Source organism: Pseudomonas sp. BGA-UO-ETr-WB11 (assembly GCF_059567785.1).
Map to the genome: position 1 here is coordinate 17,971 of NZ_JCAQOS010000003.1, position 19,240 is coordinate 37,210.

Consider the following 19,240-nt stretch of genomic DNA (forward strand, 5'->3'; position numbering starts at 1 on the left):
ATTTGTCCGAGGACGTTGTAATGAGTTTGACCGAAGCCCGCTTTCACGATCTGGTCGATGCCGCGCAACTGGCGGTGGAGGACGTGTTCGATGACAGTGATCTGGACCTCGATCTGGAAAACTCCGCTGGCGTGCTGACCGTGCGTTTCGAGAACGGTAGCCAGGTGATCCTCAGTCGCCAGGAACCCTTGCGCCAGCTGTGGCTGGCCGCCCGCTCCGGCGGTTTTCACTTCGACTACGACGAGGCCAGCGAGCGCTGGATCTGCGACACCAGCGCCGAATTGCTGGGCGAGATGCTGGCGCGCATCACCCTTGAGCAAGCAGGTCTCGACCTTGAGTTCGAAGAGCTCTGACAGCCCGTCGCCGAGCGGCCCGGTGGCCTCACCGTGCCGCCGGCGCTGTTGTCTGGACGAACAGGAAATATGCCTGGGCTGCGGCCGTCTGCTGGCCGAGATTCTCGAGTGGGGCGGTGCCAGCGATGAGCGCCGCCGCACCATCTGCCAGCTCGCCGAGGGCCGCGTGCGCCCGTCTTGGGGCGGCACTTACTAGCCTTGTTTATTTGTTCTGCTGTGATACGGTCGGACCAGGCCTTGCGTGTGTGAGGCCACCCAGAACCCCGTCTTCGCTGGTTGTGTAAACCTGACGCGCGCGGTTATGCGGTGTTGAGTCGTGGTGTGATGAGGCGTGCCGATGTGTGTCGGCAAACGTTTCAATCGCCGCGATTGGCCTGCACAACGGCTGCTCTTGAGGTCAATGCACGGCCCGTCCGGTCGGGGTTTTTGCTTTTTATCCCGAACCCAAGGAGCTAGGCCGCCATCATGAGCGCACCCTCAATCACCATCACCCGTCTGGACCTGCAGCGCCTGGAGCGCGTGCTCGCCAGCCTGCAAGACGTAACGCCCGGCGTCGAGGCCCTGGAGCAGGAGCTGGCGCGCGCCAACGTGGTTGGCCACGACGAGGTGCCGGCGGGCGTGGTGACCATGAATTCGCGGGTGTTCTGCCGCGACGAGGGCAGCGGCAAGGAGTATCACCTGACCCTGGTCTACCCACAGGATGCCGGCCCGGCCGGAACGGTGTCGGTCCTCGCGCCGGTTGGCAGTGCCTTGCTGGGGCTGACGGTGGGCCAGCACATCGATTGGCCAACGCCCGCCGGTAAGCTGATCCAGTTGACCCTGCTGGCGGTCGAATATCAGCCCGAAGCGGCCGGTCAGTACAGCCTGTAATCGCGCGCCGTTTCAGGCCTGCTGCAAGGCCGCGTTCAGCGCCGCTTCCAGTTCGGCCTTGTAGCGCAGGTAGTGCACGGTCTGGCTACGGCCATCGCCGAGCACCCGCGACAGGTCGAGGTCGGTGATGTAGCAGGGGTAGCGCTCGGCATCCTGGCGTTGGCTGAGGATGTGGCGGGCCACGGCGGCAAACAGATCGCCGGCGTATTCCAGTTCGGAAAACTCGCGGTGGTTGCAGTACAGGGTGACGTGCACGTTGCCCGCGTCCGCCGGCTCGACAATCACCTGCACCTGATAGAACGGCCGGCTGCCGGGCAGTTGTGGCTCGGGGCGTCGCTCGATGGCCTGGGCGCGCAGCGGTGCCGCTGGCAGTACCTGGTAATAGAGCACCTCCGGGGTGCTCGCCAGGCTCTGGCTGTCCAGCGCCAACAGGGCATTGCGGCGGTAGAACAACGATTGCAGGAAGCGTTGCAGCGGGGTCAGCAGGTTCTGTTCGTCGTGGAACGGCAGGCGTTGGCGCCACAGTGCATTGTGTTCATCCAGCACGCTCAGTTCCGCCTGATCACCGTGCAGGCGGTAAAACACTTGAATGCAATCGGGCCGTCCCAAGGGCAGGATCAGCGCCAGGTCGTTGCCTTCCAGGGCGTGTTTGTCCAGGTGCAGGGCGCTGTAATGCGGCTGCTCCTCGCTGAGGTGCTCGAGCAGGCTGGCGAGGTCCGTCAGCACCGCATGACTGACCCGGCCCGGTTGCAGGTCGAGCACGTGGTAGCGCTGCTGGATCTGCAACAGGTAACGGCTGGGCTGGGCGGCGTCGAGATGCTCAAGGACGTCGCGAAACAAGCCTTCGACCCGCTCGGCAATCGCCACCGCGCGGTTCTTGCAGAAGCAGCGCACCTGCAGCTCTGGTCGCGGACCCTTGGCCGGCAGGCTGTTGAGCAAGTCGCGCAGGCAATCGAGCATGGCGTTGGCGCCGTCGTAGCGGCTGACCAGCAGTTCGTTCCAGCTGTTGAGGGTGATCTGGTCCAGGCTCAGCACCAGGTTTTCCCGCGTGCCGGCGTAGCCGAGGGCGTCGGTGCGGCTGCTGGCCATGTGCACGTTGAGCTGGCTGTGCTGCTTCAGCGGGTCGAGGCCGACATTCACCAGAAGCAAGACCCGAGTCGGGGCGCTGGCCTGCAGCAGGGCGTTTTCGCTGACTTCCGCCAGGGGCAGCGGCAGGCTCTGGCGCAGGCTGTCGAGCAGCTTGCTCAGCTCGAAATCACTGAGGTCGCTACTGCCGGCGTGCAGCGACAGGCCGGTAGCCTGGTCGATGATGGTGTTGCGATGGCACCAGGCGAGCAGTTCGCTGAGTTGCCGCGTGCGTTTGAGTGGGGCGAAGTCCGGCCATTCCTGGCCATTCAGATTGCCGCTGTAGAGCGCCCACTGGGTTTCGTTGCTGTGCTCGCCCACGGGGCAATGGACCAGGGTCAGGCTGTCTTCGGCGAGGTCCGGGGCGATGCCCGGGTTGATGTATTCGATCTTGCCGGCCTTGCGCTCGAAGGCCGCGTACAGACGGCGGCCGAGCACGCCCAGGTCGCGGCTGTTGAGCATGCTGCCAGCCTGCACGCTGCGGGCGAACTCGGAGAGAAAGCGGTAGCTGTAGGTCAGCTCGTTGACCAGCGCGCGGCGCTCGATGCTGGCCTGGCGCACCTTCCACTGGCTGCGGCTGTCGAGCAGCGCGAGCTCGCGCGGGCCCCAGCCCCAGCTTTCGGTCAGGCGTTCGAGCAGCAGGCGTTGCCAGCTTTTGCTGCGTCCACGGGGTGGCAGGCTGAGTTTCTTGCCGACCTTCAGGTACAGGCAGCGGCGAATCAGCTCCAGACGCTCCAGCTCATGGCGGGCGCTGAGGTATTCCTCCAGGCGGCGGTAGACGACGACGTACGGGTCGAGTTCATCGAGGTCGAGCTGGTTGCTAAACACGGCCTGCTTGAAGCGCAGGCTCAGGCACTCGACCTGCGGGTGCTGGCTGGCATACACCTCGGTGAGCAGCAGTTTGAGCACCGATTTGTAGGGCGACTCTATGCCCTTGAACAGCTGCCACATGCCGGCGCCGAGAAACTCACCGGGTGGAATCCGCGCCAGGTGGCCGAGGTCGAGCACATCGCTCTCGCGGATAAAGCGTTTGCTCAGCAGGGTGTGGGTGTACTCGGCGTAGCGCGCCTCTTCATACACCGGCACCAGCCACCACAACGGCGTGCGCCCGCCGAGCCAGATGGCTGTGCGGTAGAACTCGTCCAGCAGCAGGTAATGCTGAGTGGTGCCGCAGTCGTCGGAGGTCAGTTGGGCTTCGCGATCACCGACGGTAAAGCGTGCCGGGTCGACCAGAAAGCAGTGCACCTCGGCGCCCTGGGTGGCCGCCCAGCTTTCCAGCAGGCTGCATTTGCGCTGCAACTCCTGCAGGGCGCTGGCCGACAGGTTCGGGGCATGGCAGACCCACAGGTCCATGTCGCTCTGCTCGGCCTGGGCCACGGTGCCCAGGCTGCCCATTAGGAACAGGCCGTGAATCGGCAGCGCGGCATTGCCACGGTAGGGCTTGTAGGTGAAGGAGCGGGTCAGGCGCTGGGCTTCGCCGAGCAGCGTGTCGTCTGGCTCGAAGCCCGACAGTCCGGCTGGCGTGCGGCTGCTGACATAGCCCGGCAGCAGCGGATGGTTGACGTGAAACAACAGAGGCAACAGCTTGAGCACCAACTGCTGGCGCGTCGACAGTGCCTGCAGGGTACGCGCCAAACGCCCGCTGTTGACCTTGAGAAAGCGCCCGCGCAACTGCGTGAGCACCTTGCGGTCGATGCCGTCGTCGATGTCCGGGCGGATTTCTTGGGTGCGGGTCATACCCGAAGCCTAAGCATTTTCGCCGCCTACTGCCAGAGCGGTGCGCGGCTAGTTGAGCACCACCAGCAGCAGGCCGGCCACGACGATGGCGACACCCAGCACCTTGGGTGGGTTCAGGCGTTCACCGAGTAGGCAGATGCCCAGGGCTACGGTGATCGGAATGCTGATCTGCCGGAACGCGACCACATAACTGACATCGCGGGCAGTGGCCATGGCCCAGACTACCAAGGCGTAGGTGAGCAGCATCATCACCCCGGTAAACAGGCTGCTGCCCAGCGGCGGCGGGGCGTGTCGCCATTGCCGGCGCAACGCCGGCAAGAGCATCGCCAGGCCCAGCCACAGCGCCGCGCTGCCGGCCTGCAGCACCACATACAGGAGTGCCACCCAGGCGTCGTGCAGTTCGAGGCCGGGTAATTCACGCATGGCCCGGGTGGCCAGGTCGTCGATCAGCGAATAGCCCGCGGTGGCAGTGGCCGCCAGCAGGGCAAAGCAGGTAGCGGCATTCAGGTAATGGCTCAGGCGCAGATCGGCGAAGCGCTGCATCGGCAAGAAGAAGCAACCGCCGACGATCAGTACGATGCCGAGCACCGCGCCGCCGGTGATGCGCTCGGCGCTGCCCAGCAACAGGCTGCCGAGCAGCAGCAAAATTAACGGTGACGAGCGAATCAGTGGGTACAGCGTCGACAGCTCACCGCGCCGGTAGGCCTCGGCCAGCCCCCAAATATAGAGGGCCTGGAATAATCCTGAGAGCAGCAGCCAGGCCCAGATCGGCGGCGTCAGGGCCAGCAGCAGCGGCCAGGTAAATGGCAGTATCAGCGGCAGGCCGAGCACAAAGCCCCAGAGGCTCGCCAGCCAGAAATAGCCGATGCTCGGCCCGGCCTTCTTGCCCGCCAGATTCCAGCCGGCATGGGTGATGGCCGAGAGCAGCACCAACAGTAGGGTAAAGCCACTCATGCGCCGCGCCAGGCGCGTTGCTGTCTGTGCAATACGGCGCCGAGCAGGCCGTGGATTAACTTGGCCAGGGCGCAGGTGGCCATGATGCACACCGCCATGGCGGCCGCGGCGGCGGTTTGCCCGGCGTCATCCAGGTTGAGCACGCTGATCGCGGCCAGGTTGGTGTGCGGCCCATAGAGAAACACCACCGCCGACACCGTGGTCATGGCGTTGACGAAGAAATACAGGGCCACATCCAGCAGCGCCGGCAGGCTCAGTGGCAGGCTGACCCGGCAAAGAATCTGCAGGCGCGAGGCGCGTAACGATTCGCCCACCGACTCGAATTCGCTGTCCAGCTGCTTGAACGCCGTGACGAGATTGAGGTGCGGCACCGAGTAGAAGTGCGTCAGGGTGCACAACACCAGAATCGTCATACCGCCATACAAACCGTTGAGGGGGTTGTCCGGGTGGTTGAAGAAAAAGATATAGCCCAGGCCCAGGGTCATCCCCGGTACCGCCAGGGGCAGCAGGCTGAGCAACTGGAAGAGTCCGGTCAGCACCCGCGGTTGCGGCGTGCGCTGGCTCAGCCAGGTGTTGAGAAATACCAGCACGGTGCCCGCCAGCATGGTCAGGCTGGCGAGTTGCAGGGAGTTGAAGTAACTGCCCCAGCCGTCGCCGATCAGGCGGCCGAACTGGTAGTTGTTCAGGCTCAGGTTGAGGTTGTACGGCCAGTAAGTGACCAGCGAGGCGTAGATGGCCATGCCGATCACCGCGCCGATAAAGCTCAAGGCCGGCAGCAACAGGGCCGCGCCCCACAGATCGCGTAGCCGGTTGACCTTAGGCTGCCAGGGCACCGCGCGGGCGGTCAGGGTGGCGGCCTGACGGCGCTGCACCCAGCGGTCGGCGAGGAATGCCAGCAAGGCCGGGAGTAGCAGCAAGACGCTGACCACCGCGCCCATCTCGAAGCGCTGCTGGCCAATCACCTGCTTGTACACATCGGTGGCGAGCATGGCGTATTGGCCGCCGATCACCTTGGGCACGCCAAAGTCGGTGAACACCAGAATAAACACCACAAAACCGGCGCTGACCAGGCCGTAGCGGGCATTCGGCAGGGTCACGGTGAAGAAGGTGCGCCAGGTCGAGGCACCGAGTACTTCGGCCGCCTCGTAATGCCGGGCATCGGCCTGGGACAGGGCCGTGAGCAGAATCATCAGGGTGTGAGGGAAGGTCCAGAAGCAGGAGCCGAGGACGATGCCCAGCGGGCCATAAATCGAGCTGTCACCCAGCCAGGCCTTGAGCACGCCTTGCTCGCCGAACAGGTAGATCAGGCTGATGGCCGGCAGCAGCGACGGCGCCAAAATCGGCAGCAACAGGGCGCCGCGCAACCAACCGCGCAGGGGCAGGCGGGTACGGGTCAGAGCCCAGGCGGTGGCGAAGGCACTGGTCAAAACCAGCAGGGTGCTGAGGCTAGCGACCAGCAAGGAGTGGCCAAAGGCGCGCAACAGGGCGCCACTGGCGAAGTAACTGTGGAAGTTGGCCAGGCCGACGAAGTTACCGTCGCGGTCGCTCAGGCTGCGGCCGAGCAAGCTCAACAGTGGTGCCGGCAGGAGGACGATAAACACGCCGATCAGCAGGGCAAACAGCAGGGCCAGGCCCAGGCGCTCGTGGACGATCAAGCGAGCGGAAGTCAGGGGTTGGGATGTCGCAAACATGACGAGGGTAATCCACACGGGGACGGACGCCGGTGGGCGCCCGTGGCTAACAATAGGCTCAGGCGGCGAAGCAACTCAGGGCTTCGGCCGGCAGGTGCATGCCCAGTTGCAGGCCTTGGCACAGGCCCAGCTGGCGGGCGCTGCGGGCGTCGACATCGACGGTCAGGGCTTCGCTCAGGCCGGCCACGCGCATGCGTAAACGGATAAAAGTACCGAGAAACTCCAGGTGCTCGATATGCGCTGCCAGGCCCCCTTCGTGCAGCGGCACCAGGCGCACTTCTTCCGGGCGAAAGGCCAGACGCAGGCGCTGACCGGGTTGCTGATCGGGTTGGGACATTTCCAGCAGCTGACCGCCGAGGCTGATTCGGCCGGAGGCATCGCGCTCGGAGTCGACGAAGTTCATCGCACCGATAAATTCGGCGACGAAGGGGCTGGCCGGTTGGCGGTAGATCTGTTCCGGCGTACCGATCTGCTCGATCACGCCGTGATTCATCACTACCACGCGGTCGGCCATGGTCAGGGCTTCTTCCTGGTCGTGGGTGACCAGAATCGTGGTGACGCCAAGCTGCTGTTGCAGGCGGCGGATCTCTTTACGCAGGTGGCCGCGCACCCGTGCATCGAGTGCCGAAAGCGGCTCATCGAGCAGCAGCAAGCCGGGTGCAGGGGCCAGGGCGCGGGCCAGGGCGACGCGCTGCTGCTGACCGCCAGACAGTTGGGCGGGGTATTTGTTGGCGTGCTCGCTCAGGCCAATCAGTTCCAGCAGTTCACTTACGCGCTGGTTGATGGCGGCCTTGGCCAGGCGCTGACTGCGCAGGCCGAAGGCGATGTTGGCGTGCACGCTGAGATTGGGGAACAGCGCATAGGATTGAAACACGATGCCGAAGTCGCGCTGGCGCGGCGGCAGCAGGGAAATATCCCGCTCGCCTTGCACCAGACGGCCGCTGCTTTGGGCTTCGAGGCCGGCGATGATGCGCAGCAAGGTGGTCTTGCCGCAGCCCGAGGGGCCGAGAAAGCACAACAACTCACCCGGCTGGATATCCAGGTGAATATCGCGCAGTACCTGGGTGGCGCCGAAGTGCTTGTTGATGCCGTGCAGTTGCAAACGGCTGCCGCAGCCTTGAGTCATGGCCAGTTACCTCTGTAGCGGGGTGCAGGTGATGGCAGGTAACCGACACCCGCGGGCCCTGATAACAACGCAGGCCGCGGGATGCCGATACGAGGCGGGGTTTACTTGGCTTCGGCCTTACCTTCGTAGCGTTTCTGCCACTCGGTGAGGATGCTGTCGCGGTTTTCCGCTGCCCAGTTGAAGTCATTCTTGATCAGCAGTTTTTCTGGCTCGGCCGGGAAGTGCGCGACCGGTTTGGCGATCCCTGGACGGGCGAGGATGGCGTAGCCTTCGTTGTACAGCTGGTTGGCTTTTTCGCTGGCGGCCCAGTCCATTAGGGTTTGTGCGGCGGCCAGTTGCTTGGTGCCTTTGAGGATGCCAGCGGCTTCCATTTCCCAGCCCAGGCCTTCGCTTGGGAAGATCAGCTCCAGCGGCGCGCCGGCGGCTTTCTCTTTGGCGCCGCGGTAGGCGAAGGAGATGCCGATTGGTGCTTCACCGGTGGCGGCCATCTTGCAAGGCTTGGAGCCGGAGTGGGTGTAGCTCTTGATGTTCTGGTGCAGGCCGTCCATGAAGGTCCAGCCCTTGTCCGCACCAAAGGTCTGCAACCAGGCCGAGACGTCCAGGTAGCCGGTGCCCGAGGAGGCCGGGTGCGGCATCACGACATGGCCGCGGTACACCGGGTTGGTCAGGTCTTGCCAGGTTTTTGGCTGCGGCAGGTTGTACTTGGCGGCTTCCACGGTGTTGAAACAGATGGCGGCCATCCAGGCATCCATGCCGATCCACTCGGGTGGGTTCTGGCTGTCACGGAACAGCGGCTTGAGCTGGTCGACATCCTTCGCCGCGTAGCCCTGCAGCATGCCGTCTTTCTGCAGCAGCATCAGGCTGGTAGCCGCCAGGCCCCAGACCGCGTCAGCCTGCGGGTTGGCCTTCTCGGCCAGCAGGCGGGCAGTGATCACCCCAGTGGAGTCGCGCACCCAGTTGATCTTCACGTCCGGATGGTCCTGGTTGAAGCGCGCGGCGTACTTGCCCATGTCTTCGGGTTCGAGAGCGGTGTAAACGGTCAGCTCGCTGGCGGCCAGGGCCGAGAACGAGAGGGCGGTCATGGCAACGGCGAGCAGGGAACGCAAAGGCTTGAGCGATTTCACGGAAATCTCCTCTCGGGGCGGGCCCGGAGACTGGCGGGTGAGGTGGCCATCAGGCCGGTCTGCGGGCGTTGCTGCGGGTTGCCCGGTGCCCAGATGCTAGGCTCGGCGGGTTGCGGCTTTGTGACGGCAAGCGGGCAAATGGCCTAGTTTTGCTAATGGCTGGCGCCAATCATTCTTGGGCTAGACCAGGCGTAGGCAGGCGCAGGCCCGCCTGATGGCCGCGCAGTTCGCGCCGCAGCCAGTCGCAGAAGGCGGTGACCTTGGGGCGCTGGTCGCCGCGCTGGCAGACCAGGTAATGACCGCCGCGGGTCGGCAGGATGCCCGGATGCGGCTGCACCAGCTCGCCGCGCTGCAGGGCATCACTGACCAGAAAGCTACGGGTCAGCAGCACGCCGTCGCCATAACGCACGGCCTGCATGGCCAGGGTGGTGGTGTCGAATTCCAGGCTTGGCGCCGTGGCCAGGCCGTGGCTCTGTTGCTGGGTCAGCCATTCATTCCAGCCTTCGCGGTAGCCAAGCACGCTGTACAGCGGCCAGCTCATCAGCGCCTGGGCCGAGCCCGGCCAGCCGCGCCGTTCAAGGGTCGCCGGGCTGCACACGGTCAGCCAGTGTTCGTTGGTCAGGCGCTCCACCTGGCGGTCGCTCCAGTCGCCGTAGCCGTTGCAGATCTCAACGTCGACGTTGCTTTCTTCGGCAAACGCAGTCCACGGCGAGGAGCTGATGCGCACGCGAAAACGTGGGTAGTCGGCAAGAAAACGCTGCAGGCGTGGGGCCAGGAAGTGTTCGGCGAAGGAGTTGGAGGCGCGCACGCTGAGCTGGGTGCGGCCGCGCTCGCCGAACAGTTCCTCGGTGCTGTTGCGCAGGGTGTGGAAGGCCTGGGTGAGGGCGGGCAGGTAGCTGCGGCCGGCCTCGGTCAGGCGCAGGCCTTTGGCTTCGCGAATAAACAGCGGGCTGCCGAGGTGCTGCTCCAGTTGCTTGACCTGCTGGCTAACGGCGGCTTGGGTGACGTGCAGCTCGTCGGCGGCGCGGGTGAAGCTGCCCAGGCGCGCGGAGGTTTCAAAGGCGCGCAGGGCATTCAGCGGGGGCAGTCGGGACATGGTGGCGGGTGTGGTCGCAGGGGAAGGGTCCGGGCAGTAAAACGGCTGTAAATGACGTTGTTGTTACACGGCATAAGAAAACCTAGCGCTTGGCGCTAGCCCTGCTGTGTGGGCTGCACCGCTGGCAATGCCGATACTGGCTGCCATTCACATCGGTGCATAAGGCCCCCGTCATGCAAGCGCTCACCCTGGCTATTTTCGATCTCGATCACACCCTGCTGGATGCCGATTGTTCGGCGCACTGGGCCGCGCACATGCAGAACCTGGGGTGGGCCGACCGCGAGCAATTTGCCCCCCAGCACGCCGCGTTGATGGCCGATTACGGTGAGCGCGGCCTGGATATGCATGCCTACCTGGACCTGACGCTGGCGCCGCTGGTTGGGCGCAGCGAGGCGGAGGTGGCTCGCGAGGTTGAGCAGCTGATCAATACGCAGTTGCTGGCGCGGGTGTACCCCGAGGCCTTGGAACTGATCGCCAGCCACCGTGCCGCTGGGCACACCTTGTTGCTGGTGTCGGCCAGCGAGGAGTTTCTGGTGCGGCCGATGGGTACGGCGCTGGGTTTTGAACATATCCACGGCGTGCCTTGCGAAGTTCGCGCTGGCCGTTACAGCGGTCGTACCCAGGGCTTGCTGACGTACGCCGAGGGCAAGGTGCATTGCCTGGAGAATTGGCTGATGCGCCAGCATGTCGAGGTGCAGCAGAGCTATTTCTACAGCGACTCGCACAACGATCTGCCCTTGCTGGAGTGGGTTAGCGAGCCGCGTCCGACCAATCCCAATGCGCGCCTGACGGCCGAGGCGGAGCGCCGCGGCTGGGCGTGTCGCTGGCTGAACGCCGCCGCGTGAACCCCCCACTTCTTTCTCTGCCAAAGGTCGCTGTTATGCGCGAAGCCATTTTGCTTACCCCCGGTCCGCTGACCACCAGCCTGACCACCAAAACCGCCATGCTGCAGGACTGGGGCTCTTGGGACGGGCGCTTCAATGCGCTGACCGCGAGTGTTTGCGCTGATCTGCTGGCCATCGCTCACGCCCAGGCCAGCCATGTTTGCGTGCCGTTGCAAGGCTCCGGCACCTTCGCCGTGGAGGCGGCCATCGGCACCCTGTTGCCGCGCGACGGTACGTTGCTGGTGCTGGTCAATGGCGCCTACGGCCAGCGCATGGCGCAGCTGGCTGAGGTGATGGGCCGCCAGGTGGCCACCCTGGAGTTTGCTGACGACCAGCCGGTGTGTGCGCAGCAAGTGGCGGCATACCTGGCCGCGCACCCTGAGATCAGCCATGTCGGCGCTATTCACTGTGAAACCAGCACCGGCTTGCTGAATCCGCTGGCCGAGATCGCCGCAGTGGTGGCAGCGGCTGGCCGTCAGTTGATTATCGACAGCATGAGCGGCTTCGGCGCCCTGCCAGTGGATGCCCGTGAGCTGCCCTTTGCGGCGCTGGTGTCATCGGCCAACAAGTGCCTGGAAGGTGTGCCCGGCATGGCCTTTGTGCTGGTGGAAAAACAGGCGCTGGCGGCCAGTCGTGGCAACAGTCATTCGTTGTCCCTGGATTTGTTCGACCAGTACGCCTACCTGCAGCGCACCGGGCAGTGGCGCTACACGCCACCGACCCATGTGTTGGCCGCACTGCGCAGTGCCCTCGATCAGTACCACGCCGAGGGCGGTCAAGCGGCGCGGCTGGCGCGTTATCAGGCCAATGGCGAGCGCTTGCGCGCTGGGCTCGCGGCGTTGGGCTTGCAGCCCTATCTGCCGGCAGCGGTGCAGGCGCCGATCATCTACACCGCCCATGCGCCTGCGCATCCTGACTACCAGTTTATGGCCCTGTACCAGGCCGTGCGTGAGCGCGGTTTTATCCTCTATCCGGGCAAGTTGACCCGTCTGGAAACCTTCCGCGTCGGCTGTATCGGCGCCATTGATCACGCTGAAATCGACCAGGCCCTGGCCGCGCTGGGAGCGGCACTGGCCGACCTTGGCTGGCTGCCCACGAATCATCAGGAGTAAGACCATGAGCTATCGCTACCAACGCCGTTACACCGGCCCGCTGCAGGCGGTGATCTTTGACTGGGCCGGTACCGTGGTGGATTTCGGCTCCTTCGCACCCACCCAGGTGCTGATTGACGCTTTCGCCGGCTTCGATATCGAAGTCAGTCTGGCCGAGGCGCGCATCCCTATGGGGCTGGCCAAGTGGGACCACATCCAGGCCCTCGGCCGTTTGCCGGCCGTGGCTGCACGCTGGCAGGCGCGCTTTGGCCGGGCCATGAGCGATGCCGATGTGGATGCACTGTATGCCGCCTTTATCCCCCTGCAGATTGAGCGGGTGGGCGACTACTCGGCGCTGATTCCAGGGGCGCTGGAGTGCATTGCTACGTTGCGCCAGCGCGGTCTGAAAATCGGCTCCTGCTCGGGTTACCCGCGGGTGGTGATGGACGCGTTGCTGCCAATCTCGGCCGCGGCCGGTTACGCCCCGGATTGGGTGGTGGCGACCGATGATCTGCCGGCCGGCGGCCGGCCGGGGCCGTGGATGGCGCTGGAAAACCTGATTCGCCTGGGCGCCAGCGACGTGGCCGCCTGCGTCAAGGTGGACGACACCGTACCTGGGATTGATGAGGGGCTGGCGGCGGGCATGTGGACCGTTGGCCTGTCGGCTTCGGGTAACGAAGTGGGCTTGAGTCATGCCCAGTGGTCGGCGCTTACTCCGGCTGAGCAAGCGGCGCGAGCCCGTCCGGCCGCCGCCAAGTTGTACCAGGTGGGCGCCCATTATGTGATTGCCAGCATCGCCGAATTACCGGCTGTGCTCGACGCTATCGAGCAGCGTCTGGCCCGTGGCGAACGGCCGTAAACGCGGCGCTGTCGGCGTTTATGGAGAGTGGAAGGCTTTAGCCGCGAATCATTGAAGCGCCCAAAGAGCTTCGCGGCTAAATAAAGCCGCTCCCACAAAAGCGCCCGAGGCGCCCGCGGCCTGCGAGGGTTTGCAGGCGCGTGGGCTGTCTAGTGGTGATTCAGGGGTGTTCGCCGGCGAGGTGGGCAGTCAGCAGCTCGCAGGCCCGTTTTTGTTGGAGCCAGCTTGCTGGCGATCAGGGCTGAGCCAATACCCGCAAGCGGCGCAGATTCGTAGGAGCGGCTTTAGCCGCGAATCATTGAAGCGCCAAAAGAGCTTCGCGGCTGAAGCCGCTCCCACAAAAGGGCCAGAGGCGCCCGCGACCCGCGAGGGTTTTAGGCGCGTGGGCGGCTTAGCGGGTGGGTCAGGCGGTTTCGCTGACGCTGAGGATGGTCAGCAGGGATTGGGCGTGTTCGGCGGCGTCCAGGCCGAGGCTGGTCAGGTAGCCGCCGTCATTGAGGGTGGTCAGGCCTTTGTCATGCAGGCGTTGGGCAGCGGCAATCGCGCTTGGGGCGGCGGTGTGATGAACCTTGAGGCCCTCTTTGGTGTTGGCCAGGTTGAACAGCGCAAGAATTTCCAGTTCGGCAACCAACTCAGGGGTATACGACATAGGTGCTCCAGGCTCTTGAAAGGCGCCGGGGCTTAACTGCCCGGCGAAGGGGCCATCGTCACGGCGTGGCGACGGGGGTTTTTGCAGTGTAGCGAGGCAGTGCGGAGTCTGCGCTGCCGTGTTGCCAATCCTGCAGAATCTGCTGATAGCGGCCATTGTCCTGGATCAAGCGCATACCTTGCTCGAAGCGTTGCAGGGCCTCCGTCGCGTGCGCAGCATGGCGGGAAAAGCTCAAGTGCAGCTGAGGCTCGTGCACCGTCGCTACCGGACTGAACTGGCCTGCCAGCTCTGGATATTGTTGGAACAAATGGGTGGCGGTGCCGCGATAGGCCACCACGTAGTCGACGCGCTGGCGCTGCAGCATAAGAAAACCATTACGGTCCTGTCGCACCGGCACCCGCACGAGTTTCTGGTTGCTGTCGAAGCGCTCGCCGTATTCGTAGCCGATGGTCACGGCCACGCGTTTGCCGGCCAGTTGCTCCAGCGCGTTCAATGGGGTGGCCTGGGTGCTGCGCGCCCACAGCAGGATGTCGTCGTGAAACAGGGCGGTTTTCGGTAACTGATAGTCGAGGGCGATTTGCGCATTGGGCGCGGTGTTGAAGCAGGCAACCAGCTCGCCCTTCAGCGTCAGCTGCATGCAGCGGGCATAGGGGTAGGGCAGCAGCTCAATTTCAGTGGAGGTGGCAGCAAAGGCTGCTTTGACGATGTCCACTGACATGCCCTGGACCTCACCGTTGCGCAACGCGGTGTACGGGTACCAGTCGTCTTCGGCGCCGATGCGCAGCGGCTCGGCATGCGCCAGTGACGCTGTGCCGCACAGCAGGACCAGCGACCAGCAGTGCAGAAAAAGGCGGCTCAGAGACATCCGCGAACGGCTCCGCTTACGACGAAAAAGTCAGGTTGGCCATTGGCCGCCAGTTTAGGTGCTATCTGTTCGCCAGTGTAAGGCTATTCCGGCAGGGTCGGCAGCGCGCGCAGTGCCTGTTCGTACCACGCGAGGTCGAACGGACGCTCGGCTTCGAGCATGGCGCGCACTTCAAAGGCCAGCACCTGAGCCATCAGATCGAGAATTTCCTCGCGCGGGTAACCCACCAGGGTCAGCTTGTTGTAGGTGGCCTTGGCAGCAGCAGGGCTGTCGGCTTCCAACTGGTTTTCGATGGCCTGGGTCAGTGTCTGCTCGGCAAAGACTTCGTCTTCGTCGGTTTCCGGCTCGTTCTGTTCGCTCATAAAAACTCCTGAAAAGATGATTGTGCCTGCGCGGCTCACTCGGGTTGTTGAGGGGCGGGCGCGGCTTGGTAAAACTCGGCGGTTAGGGCTTTGCCATGGTTGCGGCTGAGCAGTTTGCGCAGGGTGCCATCGCTAACCATGGCCCGTACATGCTGACCGAGCCAGTCGATTTCCTGGCCGTCGAGGGTCAGGTGCGAGAGGTACAAGCCGACGCTGAAGGCATCCGATTCCGGTACGTGGATAATTCGTACCTGATCCTGCAGGCCCAGTTGATCCAGCTCTTTTTGGTAAATGCCGGCGGTCATCAGGGTGGCCTGAATACGTCCGGCCTGCAGTTTGATAAAAATGTTGCTGGGGTAGGAGGAGAACTCCACACGCCGCAGTTTCTCCAGCGTTTGCAGGCGCTCGTCGAAGTAGGGGCCGCTGGAATGGCCGCGAACCAGGCCGATTTTCACATTCGGGTCAGCCAGCAGTTGCTCCAGTGACTGGATGTGCTCGCCCGCGCGGCGATCAACCAGGATGTCGTTGCGCGCCTTGAAGTACTCGATGAATACGCCCACCTGGTCGCGTTCCGTTGTGCGGATGGTCGGCGAGATAATGTCCAGGTGTTGCAGCTTGGCTTCATGCCAGGCGCGCATCCGTGGCAACGGGTCAATCTCGAAGGTGCAGCCCGTGCGGCGACTGAGCTCGGCGTAAAAATCGAATGAAGAACCGGCGGGCGTGCCGTCGTCCAGCAGGTAATAGCTGTAGCCGATTTGCGAGACGCCAACCCGGTAAGGACGTGGGCAGTGTTCGCTGGCCAGGCTGGGCACGCTGTTTAGCAGCAGGCTCAGCGTGGCCACGAGCAAGAGCCCGGCAGCGCGTAGGCGTTTGGCGACTGGGGCCAGCCCGGAGGTGGCCCCTGCTTGACTGGCCAGACTCAGCGTGTGGCCAGCAGGTTTTGACCACGCACGACAGCAGCGCGGACCTGGTTGGGGGCGGTGCCGCCGATATGGTCACGGGCGTTGACGGAGCCCTCCAGGGTCAGCACGGCGAACACGTCGTCGGTGATCTCGGTGCTGAACTGGCGCAGTTCGTCGAGGCTCATTTCGGCCAGGTCCTTGCCGCTTTGCACTCCGTATTTCACCGCGTGGCCGACGATCTCGTGGCAATCGCGGAACGGCAGGCCTTTGCGTACCAGGTAGTCGGCCAGGTCCGTGGCGGTGGAGAAGCCGCGGCGGGCCGCTTCGCGCATGATCTCGCGCTTGGGCTTGATCGCTGGAACCATGTCGGCGAAGGCACGCAGCGAGTCGCGCAGGGTGTCGGCAGCGTCGAACAGCGGCTCTTTGTCTTCCTGGTTGTCCTTGTTGTAGGCCAGCGGCTGGCCTTTCATCAGGGTCAACAGGCCCATCAGCGCACCGAACACACGACCGGTCTTGCCACGCACCAGCTCTGGCACGTCGGGGTTTTTCTTTTGCGGCATGATCGAGGAGCCGGTGCAGAAGCGGTCCGGTAGGTCGATGAACTGGAACTGCGCAGATGTCCACAGCACCAGCTCTTCGGAGAAACGCGACAGGTGCATCATCGCCAGTGAGGCGGCGGCGCAGAATTCGATGGCGAAATCGCGGTCCGACACACCGTCCAGCGAGTTGCCACCAACCTGGTCGAAACCCAGCAGCTCGGCGGTGATTTCACGGGCGATCGGGTAGGTGGTGCCGGCCAGTGCGGCCGAACCCAGCGGCAGGCGATTGACCCGCTTGCGGCAGTCGACCAGGCGCTCGTAGTCGCGCGACAGCATCTCGAACCAGGCCAGCAAGTGATGACCGAAGGTTACCGGCTGGGCGGTTTGCAGGTGGGTGAAGCCGGGCATGATGGTGTCGGCTTCTGCTTCGGCCAGGCCGAGCAGGCCCTGCTGCAGGCGAGTGACTTCGGCCAGGATCAGATCGATCTCATCGCGCAGCCACAGGCGGATGTCGGTGGCCACCTGGTCGTTGCGGCTACGGCCGGTGTGCAATTTTTTGCCGGTAACGCCGATGCGGTCGGTCAGACGCGCTTCGATGTTCATGTGCACGTCTTCCAGGTCGACGCGCCACTCGAACTGGCCGGCCTCGATCTCGCTCTGGATCTGCTTGAGGCCCGCTTCGATGGCGTCGCGCTCTTCCAGGGTCAGTACGCCGACTTTGGCCAGCATGGTGGCATGGGCGATGGAGCCAAGGATGTCGTGGCGATACAGGCGCTTGTCGAATTCGACGGAGGCGGTAAAGCGCGCCACAAAGGCGTCGACGGGCTCGCTGAAGCGGCCGCCCCAGGATTGGTTGGTTTTTTCGCTGCTCATGAAGGGCTCTCGGCAGGTGCAGAAAAACGGGCGGGCCACCGGTGGCAGCCAGCGCGGCAGTCAAAGTGCGGCAATAATAACAGGGTCGGCGGCTAAATCGCCGCCGAGCTTTGTCGCGGGCTGGGTGGCTGAATCTGTCTGCCAGGTCACGTTTTTATCGGCTCATGGGTGTTTCGGCGGACTATTTTGGCCGGTGATGCCGGACTGGCTTGCCGTCCGTCGGGGCGCGGGAGAGACTTCACGGATGGCTATCGACTGGTTACAAAAAGGCCGCGTTAGCGCGCCTATCGACGACGATTTCTTCATTCCCGAGCTGTGCCTGCCCGAGGCGTTGCTGGGCCTGGTGCTATTGGCCGAGCTGCTGGTGCTGGTGCTGGTGCTGGCCGAGCCCATGCATGAGGGATTCAACTGGGTGCGCCTGGCCCTGACCTCGTTGTTTGTGCAGTGGATTGTGCTGCTCAGCGCGGCGCTGTTCTGCCGGCTGCGCCCGTGGCTGGCGCGGTTGTCGCCGGTGCTGGCGGGCTGTTTGTGCTGTGCCCTGGTGGTAGCGCTGACCCTGGGCTGCACGGCAGTGGCCGATTACTACGAGCTGGGCGGGCCGTTGCCGCGTACCGGTGAGGTCAATCTGTACCTGCGCCACGCCTTGATCGGCTTGATCATGTCGGCCTTGTTGCTGCGTTACTTTTATTTGCAGAGTCAGTGGCGCCGTCAGGAGCAGGCCGAGTTGCGGGCGCGGCTGGAATCCTTGCAGGCGCGCATCCGTCCACATTTTCTGTTCAATAGTCTCAACAGCATCGCCAGTCTGGTGACCATCGACCCGCTCAAGGCCGAGCAGGCGGTGCTGGATTTGTCTGACCTGTTTCGCGCCAGCCTGGCCAAACCGGGCAGTCTGGTGGCCTGGAGCGATGAGCTGGAGCTGTCGCGGCGCTACCTGTCGATCGAGCAATACCGACTGGGCGACCGGTTGCAGCTGGACTGGCAGATTGACGGCCTGCCCGATGACTTGCCAATCCCGCAATTGACCTTGCAGCCGCTATTGGAAAATGCCTTGATCTACGGCATCCAGCCGCGCATCGAGGGCGGTATGGTACGTATTGAAGGTGAATACACCGAGGGTGTCTTTCAGTTGTGCGTCAGCAATCCCTGCGATCCACTTGCCGAGCAGCAACCTTCGCGCGGCACGCACCAGGCATTGGCTAATATTGAAGCGCGTCTGAGTGCACTTTTTGGTCCAAATGCAAGTCTTAGTGTGGATCGCCGTGACGGACGGCACTTCACCTGTCTACGCTATCCATGTGCGAGACTCATGCAGGAAGCCCGAGCAATATGAATGTCCTGATCGTTGATGACGAACCCCTGGCCCGTGAGCGGCTTAGCCGTATGGTCGGGGAGCTGGAAGGTTGTCGCGTGCTGCAGCCCTGTGCCAGCAATGGTGAAGAGGCGCTGGCGCTGATCGACAGCCTGAAACCCGACGTGGTGCTGCTGGATATCCGCATGCCGGGCCTTGATGGCCTGCAAGTGGCGGCCAAGCTGTGCGAGCGGGAGGCCCCGCCGGCGGTGATCTTCTGCACCGCCCATGACGAGTTTGCCCTGGAAGCCTTTCAGGTCAGTGCGGTTGGCTACCTGGTTAAGCCCGTACGCCCGGAAAGCTTGGCGGCAGCGCTGAAGAAAGCCGAGCGGCCCAATCGCGTGCAGCTGGCGGCGCTGACCCGTCCGGCCCTGGATCACGCCGGCGGCCCGCGCAGCCATATCAGTGCGCGTACGCGCAAAGGTATCGAGCTGATTCCGCTGGAGCATGTGATCTTTTTTATCGCCGACCACAAATACGTGACCCTGCGCCACGAAGGTGGCGAGGTGCTGCTGGACGAGCCCTTGAAGGCGCTGGAAGACGAATTCGGCGAGCGTTTCGTGCGTATTCACCGCAACGCCCTGGTTGCCCGTGAGCGTATCGAGCGCCTGCAGCGCACGCCGTTAGGGCACTTCCAGCTGTATCTCAAAGGTTTGCATGGCGATCCGCTGATCGTCAGCCGCCGCCATGTGGCGGGTGTGCGCAAGCTGATGAACCACCTCTGAGTTGTCCGGCGGGTGCACCACCCGCCGGGCTGCCTTATCATGCCGGCGATCATTCGTTTCGAGAGCC

Annotated in this window: 19 protein-coding genes; 8 read left to right on the forward strand and 11 right to left on the reverse strand. The window is 63.9% G+C overall.

Annotated elements, in window-relative coordinates:
- Nucleotides 1–20: 20 nt before the first annotated feature.
- From cyaY to rnk, 3 genes are all read left to right on the forward strand, one after another.
- A complete protein-coding gene (cyaY, locus tag AC56DI_RS01530) occupies nucleotides 21–353 on the forward strand; it encodes an iron donor protein CyaY (protein ID WP_496344637.1) in 333 nt (110 codons plus the stop codon).
- Nucleotides 334–549, forward strand: a complete 216-nt coding sequence (locus tag AC56DI_RS01535; protein WP_496344638.1) for a DUF1289 domain-containing protein — start codon at nucleotides 334–336, stop codon at nucleotides 547–549. The genes cyaY and AC56DI_RS01535 overlap by 20 nt, the downstream gene beginning before the upstream one ends.
- 266 nt (nucleotides 550–815) lie before the next feature.
- Nucleotides 816–1,223 (forward strand): nucleoside diphosphate kinase regulator, encoded by a 408-nt coding sequence (gene rnk, locus AC56DI_RS01540; protein WP_324519264.1) that lies wholly within the window; start codon nucleotides 816–818, stop codon nucleotides 1,221–1,223.
- 12 nt (nucleotides 1,224–1,235) lie between these two features.
- Here rnk and AC56DI_RS01545 read toward each other — a convergent pair whose 3' ends face one another.
- The 6 genes from AC56DI_RS01545 to AC56DI_RS01570 form a co-directional block, all read right to left on the reverse strand.
- Nucleotides 1,236–4,085 (reverse strand): class I adenylate cyclase, encoded by a 2,850-nt coding sequence (locus tag AC56DI_RS01545; RefSeq protein ID WP_496344639.1) that lies wholly within the window; start codon nucleotides 4,083–4,085, stop codon nucleotides 1,236–1,238.
- A 48-nt stretch (nucleotides 4,086–4,133) separates the two neighbouring features.
- Entirely contained in the window at nucleotides 4,134–5,039 is a 906-nt protein-coding gene (locus tag AC56DI_RS01550) for an EamA family transporter (RefSeq protein ID WP_496344640.1), read from the reverse strand.
- Nucleotides 5,036–6,730 (reverse strand): putative 2-aminoethylphosphonate ABC transporter permease subunit, encoded by a 1,695-nt coding sequence (locus AC56DI_RS01555; protein ID WP_496344641.1) that lies wholly within the window; start codon nucleotides 6,728–6,730, stop codon nucleotides 5,036–5,038. The genes AC56DI_RS01550 and AC56DI_RS01555 overlap by 4 nt, the downstream gene beginning before the upstream one ends.
- A 58-nt stretch (nucleotides 6,731–6,788) precedes the next feature.
- Nucleotides 6,789–7,856 (reverse strand): putative 2-aminoethylphosphonate ABC transporter ATP-binding protein, encoded by a 1,068-nt coding sequence (locus tag AC56DI_RS01560; RefSeq protein ID WP_496344642.1) that lies wholly within the window; start codon nucleotides 7,854–7,856, stop codon nucleotides 6,789–6,791.
- Between the two features lie 101 nt (nucleotides 7,857–7,957).
- Nucleotides 7,958–8,980, reverse strand: coding sequence for a putative 2-aminoethylphosphonate ABC transporter substrate-binding protein (locus AC56DI_RS01565; RefSeq protein WP_496344643.1), 1,023 nt, complete (start codon nucleotides 8,978–8,980; stop codon nucleotides 7,958–7,960).
- 169 nt (nucleotides 8,981–9,149) lie between these two features.
- Entirely contained in the window at nucleotides 9,150–10,076 is a 927-nt protein-coding gene (locus AC56DI_RS01570; protein ID WP_496344644.1) for a LysR substrate-binding domain-containing protein, read from the reverse strand.
- A gap of 173 nt (nucleotides 10,077–10,249) precedes the next feature.
- Between AC56DI_RS01570 and AC56DI_RS01575 the strand changes: the two genes are divergently transcribed.
- Genes AC56DI_RS01575 through phnX form a run of 3 tightly spaced genes read left to right on the forward strand, consistent with a single transcriptional unit; the run spans nucleotide 10,250 to nucleotide 12,910 of the window.
- Nucleotides 10,250–10,921, forward strand: a complete 672-nt coding sequence (locus AC56DI_RS01575; RefSeq protein ID WP_496344645.1) for an HAD family hydrolase — start codon at nucleotides 10,250–10,252, stop codon at nucleotides 10,919–10,921.
- 35 nt (nucleotides 10,922–10,956) lie between these two features.
- A complete protein-coding gene (locus AC56DI_RS01580) occupies nucleotides 10,957–12,072 on the forward strand; it encodes a 2-aminoethylphosphonate--pyruvate transaminase (RefSeq protein ID WP_496344646.1) in 1,116 nt (371 codons plus the stop codon).
- Between the two features lie 4 nt (nucleotides 12,073–12,076).
- Nucleotides 12,077–12,910, forward strand: a complete 834-nt coding sequence (phnX, locus tag AC56DI_RS01585; RefSeq protein ID WP_496344647.1) for a phosphonoacetaldehyde hydrolase — start codon at nucleotides 12,077–12,079, stop codon at nucleotides 12,908–12,910.
- 403 nt (nucleotides 12,911–13,313) lie between these two features.
- On the opposite strand, the gene AC56DI_RS01590 is transcribed toward phnX, so the two are convergent.
- From AC56DI_RS01590 to argH, 5 genes are all read right to left on the reverse strand, one after another.
- Nucleotides 13,314–13,559, reverse strand: coding sequence for a TIGR02647 family protein (locus tag AC56DI_RS01590; RefSeq protein WP_496344648.1), 246 nt, complete (start codon nucleotides 13,557–13,559; stop codon nucleotides 13,314–13,316).
- Between the two features lie 58 nt (nucleotides 13,560–13,617).
- Nucleotides 13,618–14,424, reverse strand: a complete 807-nt coding sequence (locus AC56DI_RS01595; RefSeq protein ID WP_496344649.1) for a substrate-binding periplasmic protein — start codon at nucleotides 14,422–14,424, stop codon at nucleotides 13,618–13,620.
- Nucleotides 14,425–14,507: 83 nt separating this feature from the next.
- Complete coding sequence (locus tag AC56DI_RS01600; protein WP_496344650.1) at nucleotides 14,508–14,786, reverse strand: hypothetical protein; 279 nt, start codon at nucleotides 14,784–14,786, stop codon at nucleotides 14,508–14,510.
- A 35-nt stretch (nucleotides 14,787–14,821) separates the two neighbouring features.
- A complete protein-coding gene (locus AC56DI_RS01605) occupies nucleotides 14,822–15,628 on the reverse strand; it encodes a substrate-binding periplasmic protein (RefSeq protein WP_496344651.1) in 807 nt (268 codons plus the stop codon).
- Between the two features lie 77 nt (nucleotides 15,629–15,705).
- Nucleotides 15,706–17,100 (reverse strand): argininosuccinate lyase, encoded by a 1,395-nt coding sequence (argH, locus tag AC56DI_RS01610; RefSeq protein ID WP_496344652.1) that lies wholly within the window; start codon nucleotides 17,098–17,100, stop codon nucleotides 15,706–15,708.
- A 244-nt stretch (nucleotides 17,101–17,344) separates the two neighbouring features.
- On the opposite strand from argH, the gene AC56DI_RS01615 reads away from it, so the two are divergent.
- Both AC56DI_RS01615 and AC56DI_RS01620 read left to right on the forward strand, forming a co-directional pair.
- The gene (locus tag AC56DI_RS01615) at nucleotides 17,345–18,430 is read left to right on the forward strand and encodes a sensor histidine kinase (protein ID WP_496344653.1); all 1,086 of its coding nucleotides are present in this window, start codon (nucleotides 17,345–17,347) and stop codon (nucleotides 18,428–18,430) included.
- Nucleotides 18,427–19,173: a LytR/AlgR family response regulator transcription factor gene (locus tag AC56DI_RS01620; RefSeq protein ID WP_324519166.1), complete on the forward strand. Its 747-nt coding sequence runs from the start codon at nucleotides 18,427–18,429 to the stop codon at nucleotides 19,171–19,173. The genes AC56DI_RS01615 and AC56DI_RS01620 overlap by 4 nt, the downstream gene beginning before the upstream one ends.
- Nucleotides 19,174–19,240 lie beyond the last annotated feature (67 nt).

Bases quoted from the DNA above. Each gene is read 5' to 3' on its own strand.
- AC56DI_RS01545 (WP_496344639.1), bottom strand. From the start codon at position 4,085: ATGACCCGCACCCAAGAAATCCGCCCGGACATCGACGACGGCATCGAC.
- AC56DI_RS01580 (WP_496344646.1), top strand. From the start codon at position 10,957: ATGCGCGAAGCCATTTTGCTTACCCCCGGTCCGCTGACCACCAGCCTG.
- AC56DI_RS01560 (WP_496344642.1), bottom strand. From the start codon at position 7,856: ATGACTCAAGGCTGCGGCAGCCGTTTGCAACTGCACGGCATCAACAAG.
- AC56DI_RS01600 (WP_496344650.1), bottom strand. From the start codon at position 14,786: ATGAGCGAACAGAACGAGCCGGAAACCGACGAAGACGAAGTCTTTGCC.
- argH (WP_496344652.1), bottom strand. From the start codon at position 17,100: ATGAGCAGCGAAAAAACCAACCAATCCTGGGGCGGCCGCTTCAGCGAG.
- phnX (WP_496344647.1), top strand. From the start codon at position 12,077: ATGAGCTATCGCTACCAACGCCGTTACACCGGCCCGCTGCAGGCGGTG.
- AC56DI_RS01575 (WP_496344645.1), top strand. From the start codon at position 10,250: ATGCAAGCGCTCACCCTGGCTATTTTCGATCTCGATCACACCCTGCTG.
- AC56DI_RS01550 (WP_496344640.1), bottom strand. From the start codon at position 5,039: ATGAGTGGCTTTACCCTACTGTTGGTGCTGCTCTCGGCCATCACCCAT.
- AC56DI_RS01595 (WP_496344649.1), bottom strand. From the start codon at position 14,424: ATGTCTCTGAGCCGCCTTTTTCTGCACTGCTGGTCGCTGGTCCTGCTG.
- AC56DI_RS01590 (WP_496344648.1), bottom strand. From the start codon at position 13,559: ATGTCGTATACCCCTGAGTTGGTTGCCGAACTGGAAATTCTTGCGCTG.
- cyaY (WP_496344637.1), top strand. From the start codon at position 21: ATGAGTTTGACCGAAGCCCGCTTTCACGATCTGGTCGATGCCGCGCAA.
- AC56DI_RS01555 (WP_496344641.1), bottom strand. From the start codon at position 6,730: ATGTTTGCGACATCCCAACCCCTGACTTCCGCTCGCTTGATCGTCCAC.
- AC56DI_RS01570 (WP_496344644.1), bottom strand. From the start codon at position 10,076: ATGTCCCGACTGCCCCCGCTGAATGCCCTGCGCGCCTTTGAAACCTCC.
- AC56DI_RS01615 (WP_496344653.1), top strand. From the start codon at position 17,345: ATGGCTATCGACTGGTTACAAAAAGGCCGCGTTAGCGCGCCTATCGAC.
- AC56DI_RS01620 (WP_324519166.1), top strand. From the start codon at position 18,427: ATGAATGTCCTGATCGTTGATGACGAACCCCTGGCCCGTGAGCGGCTT.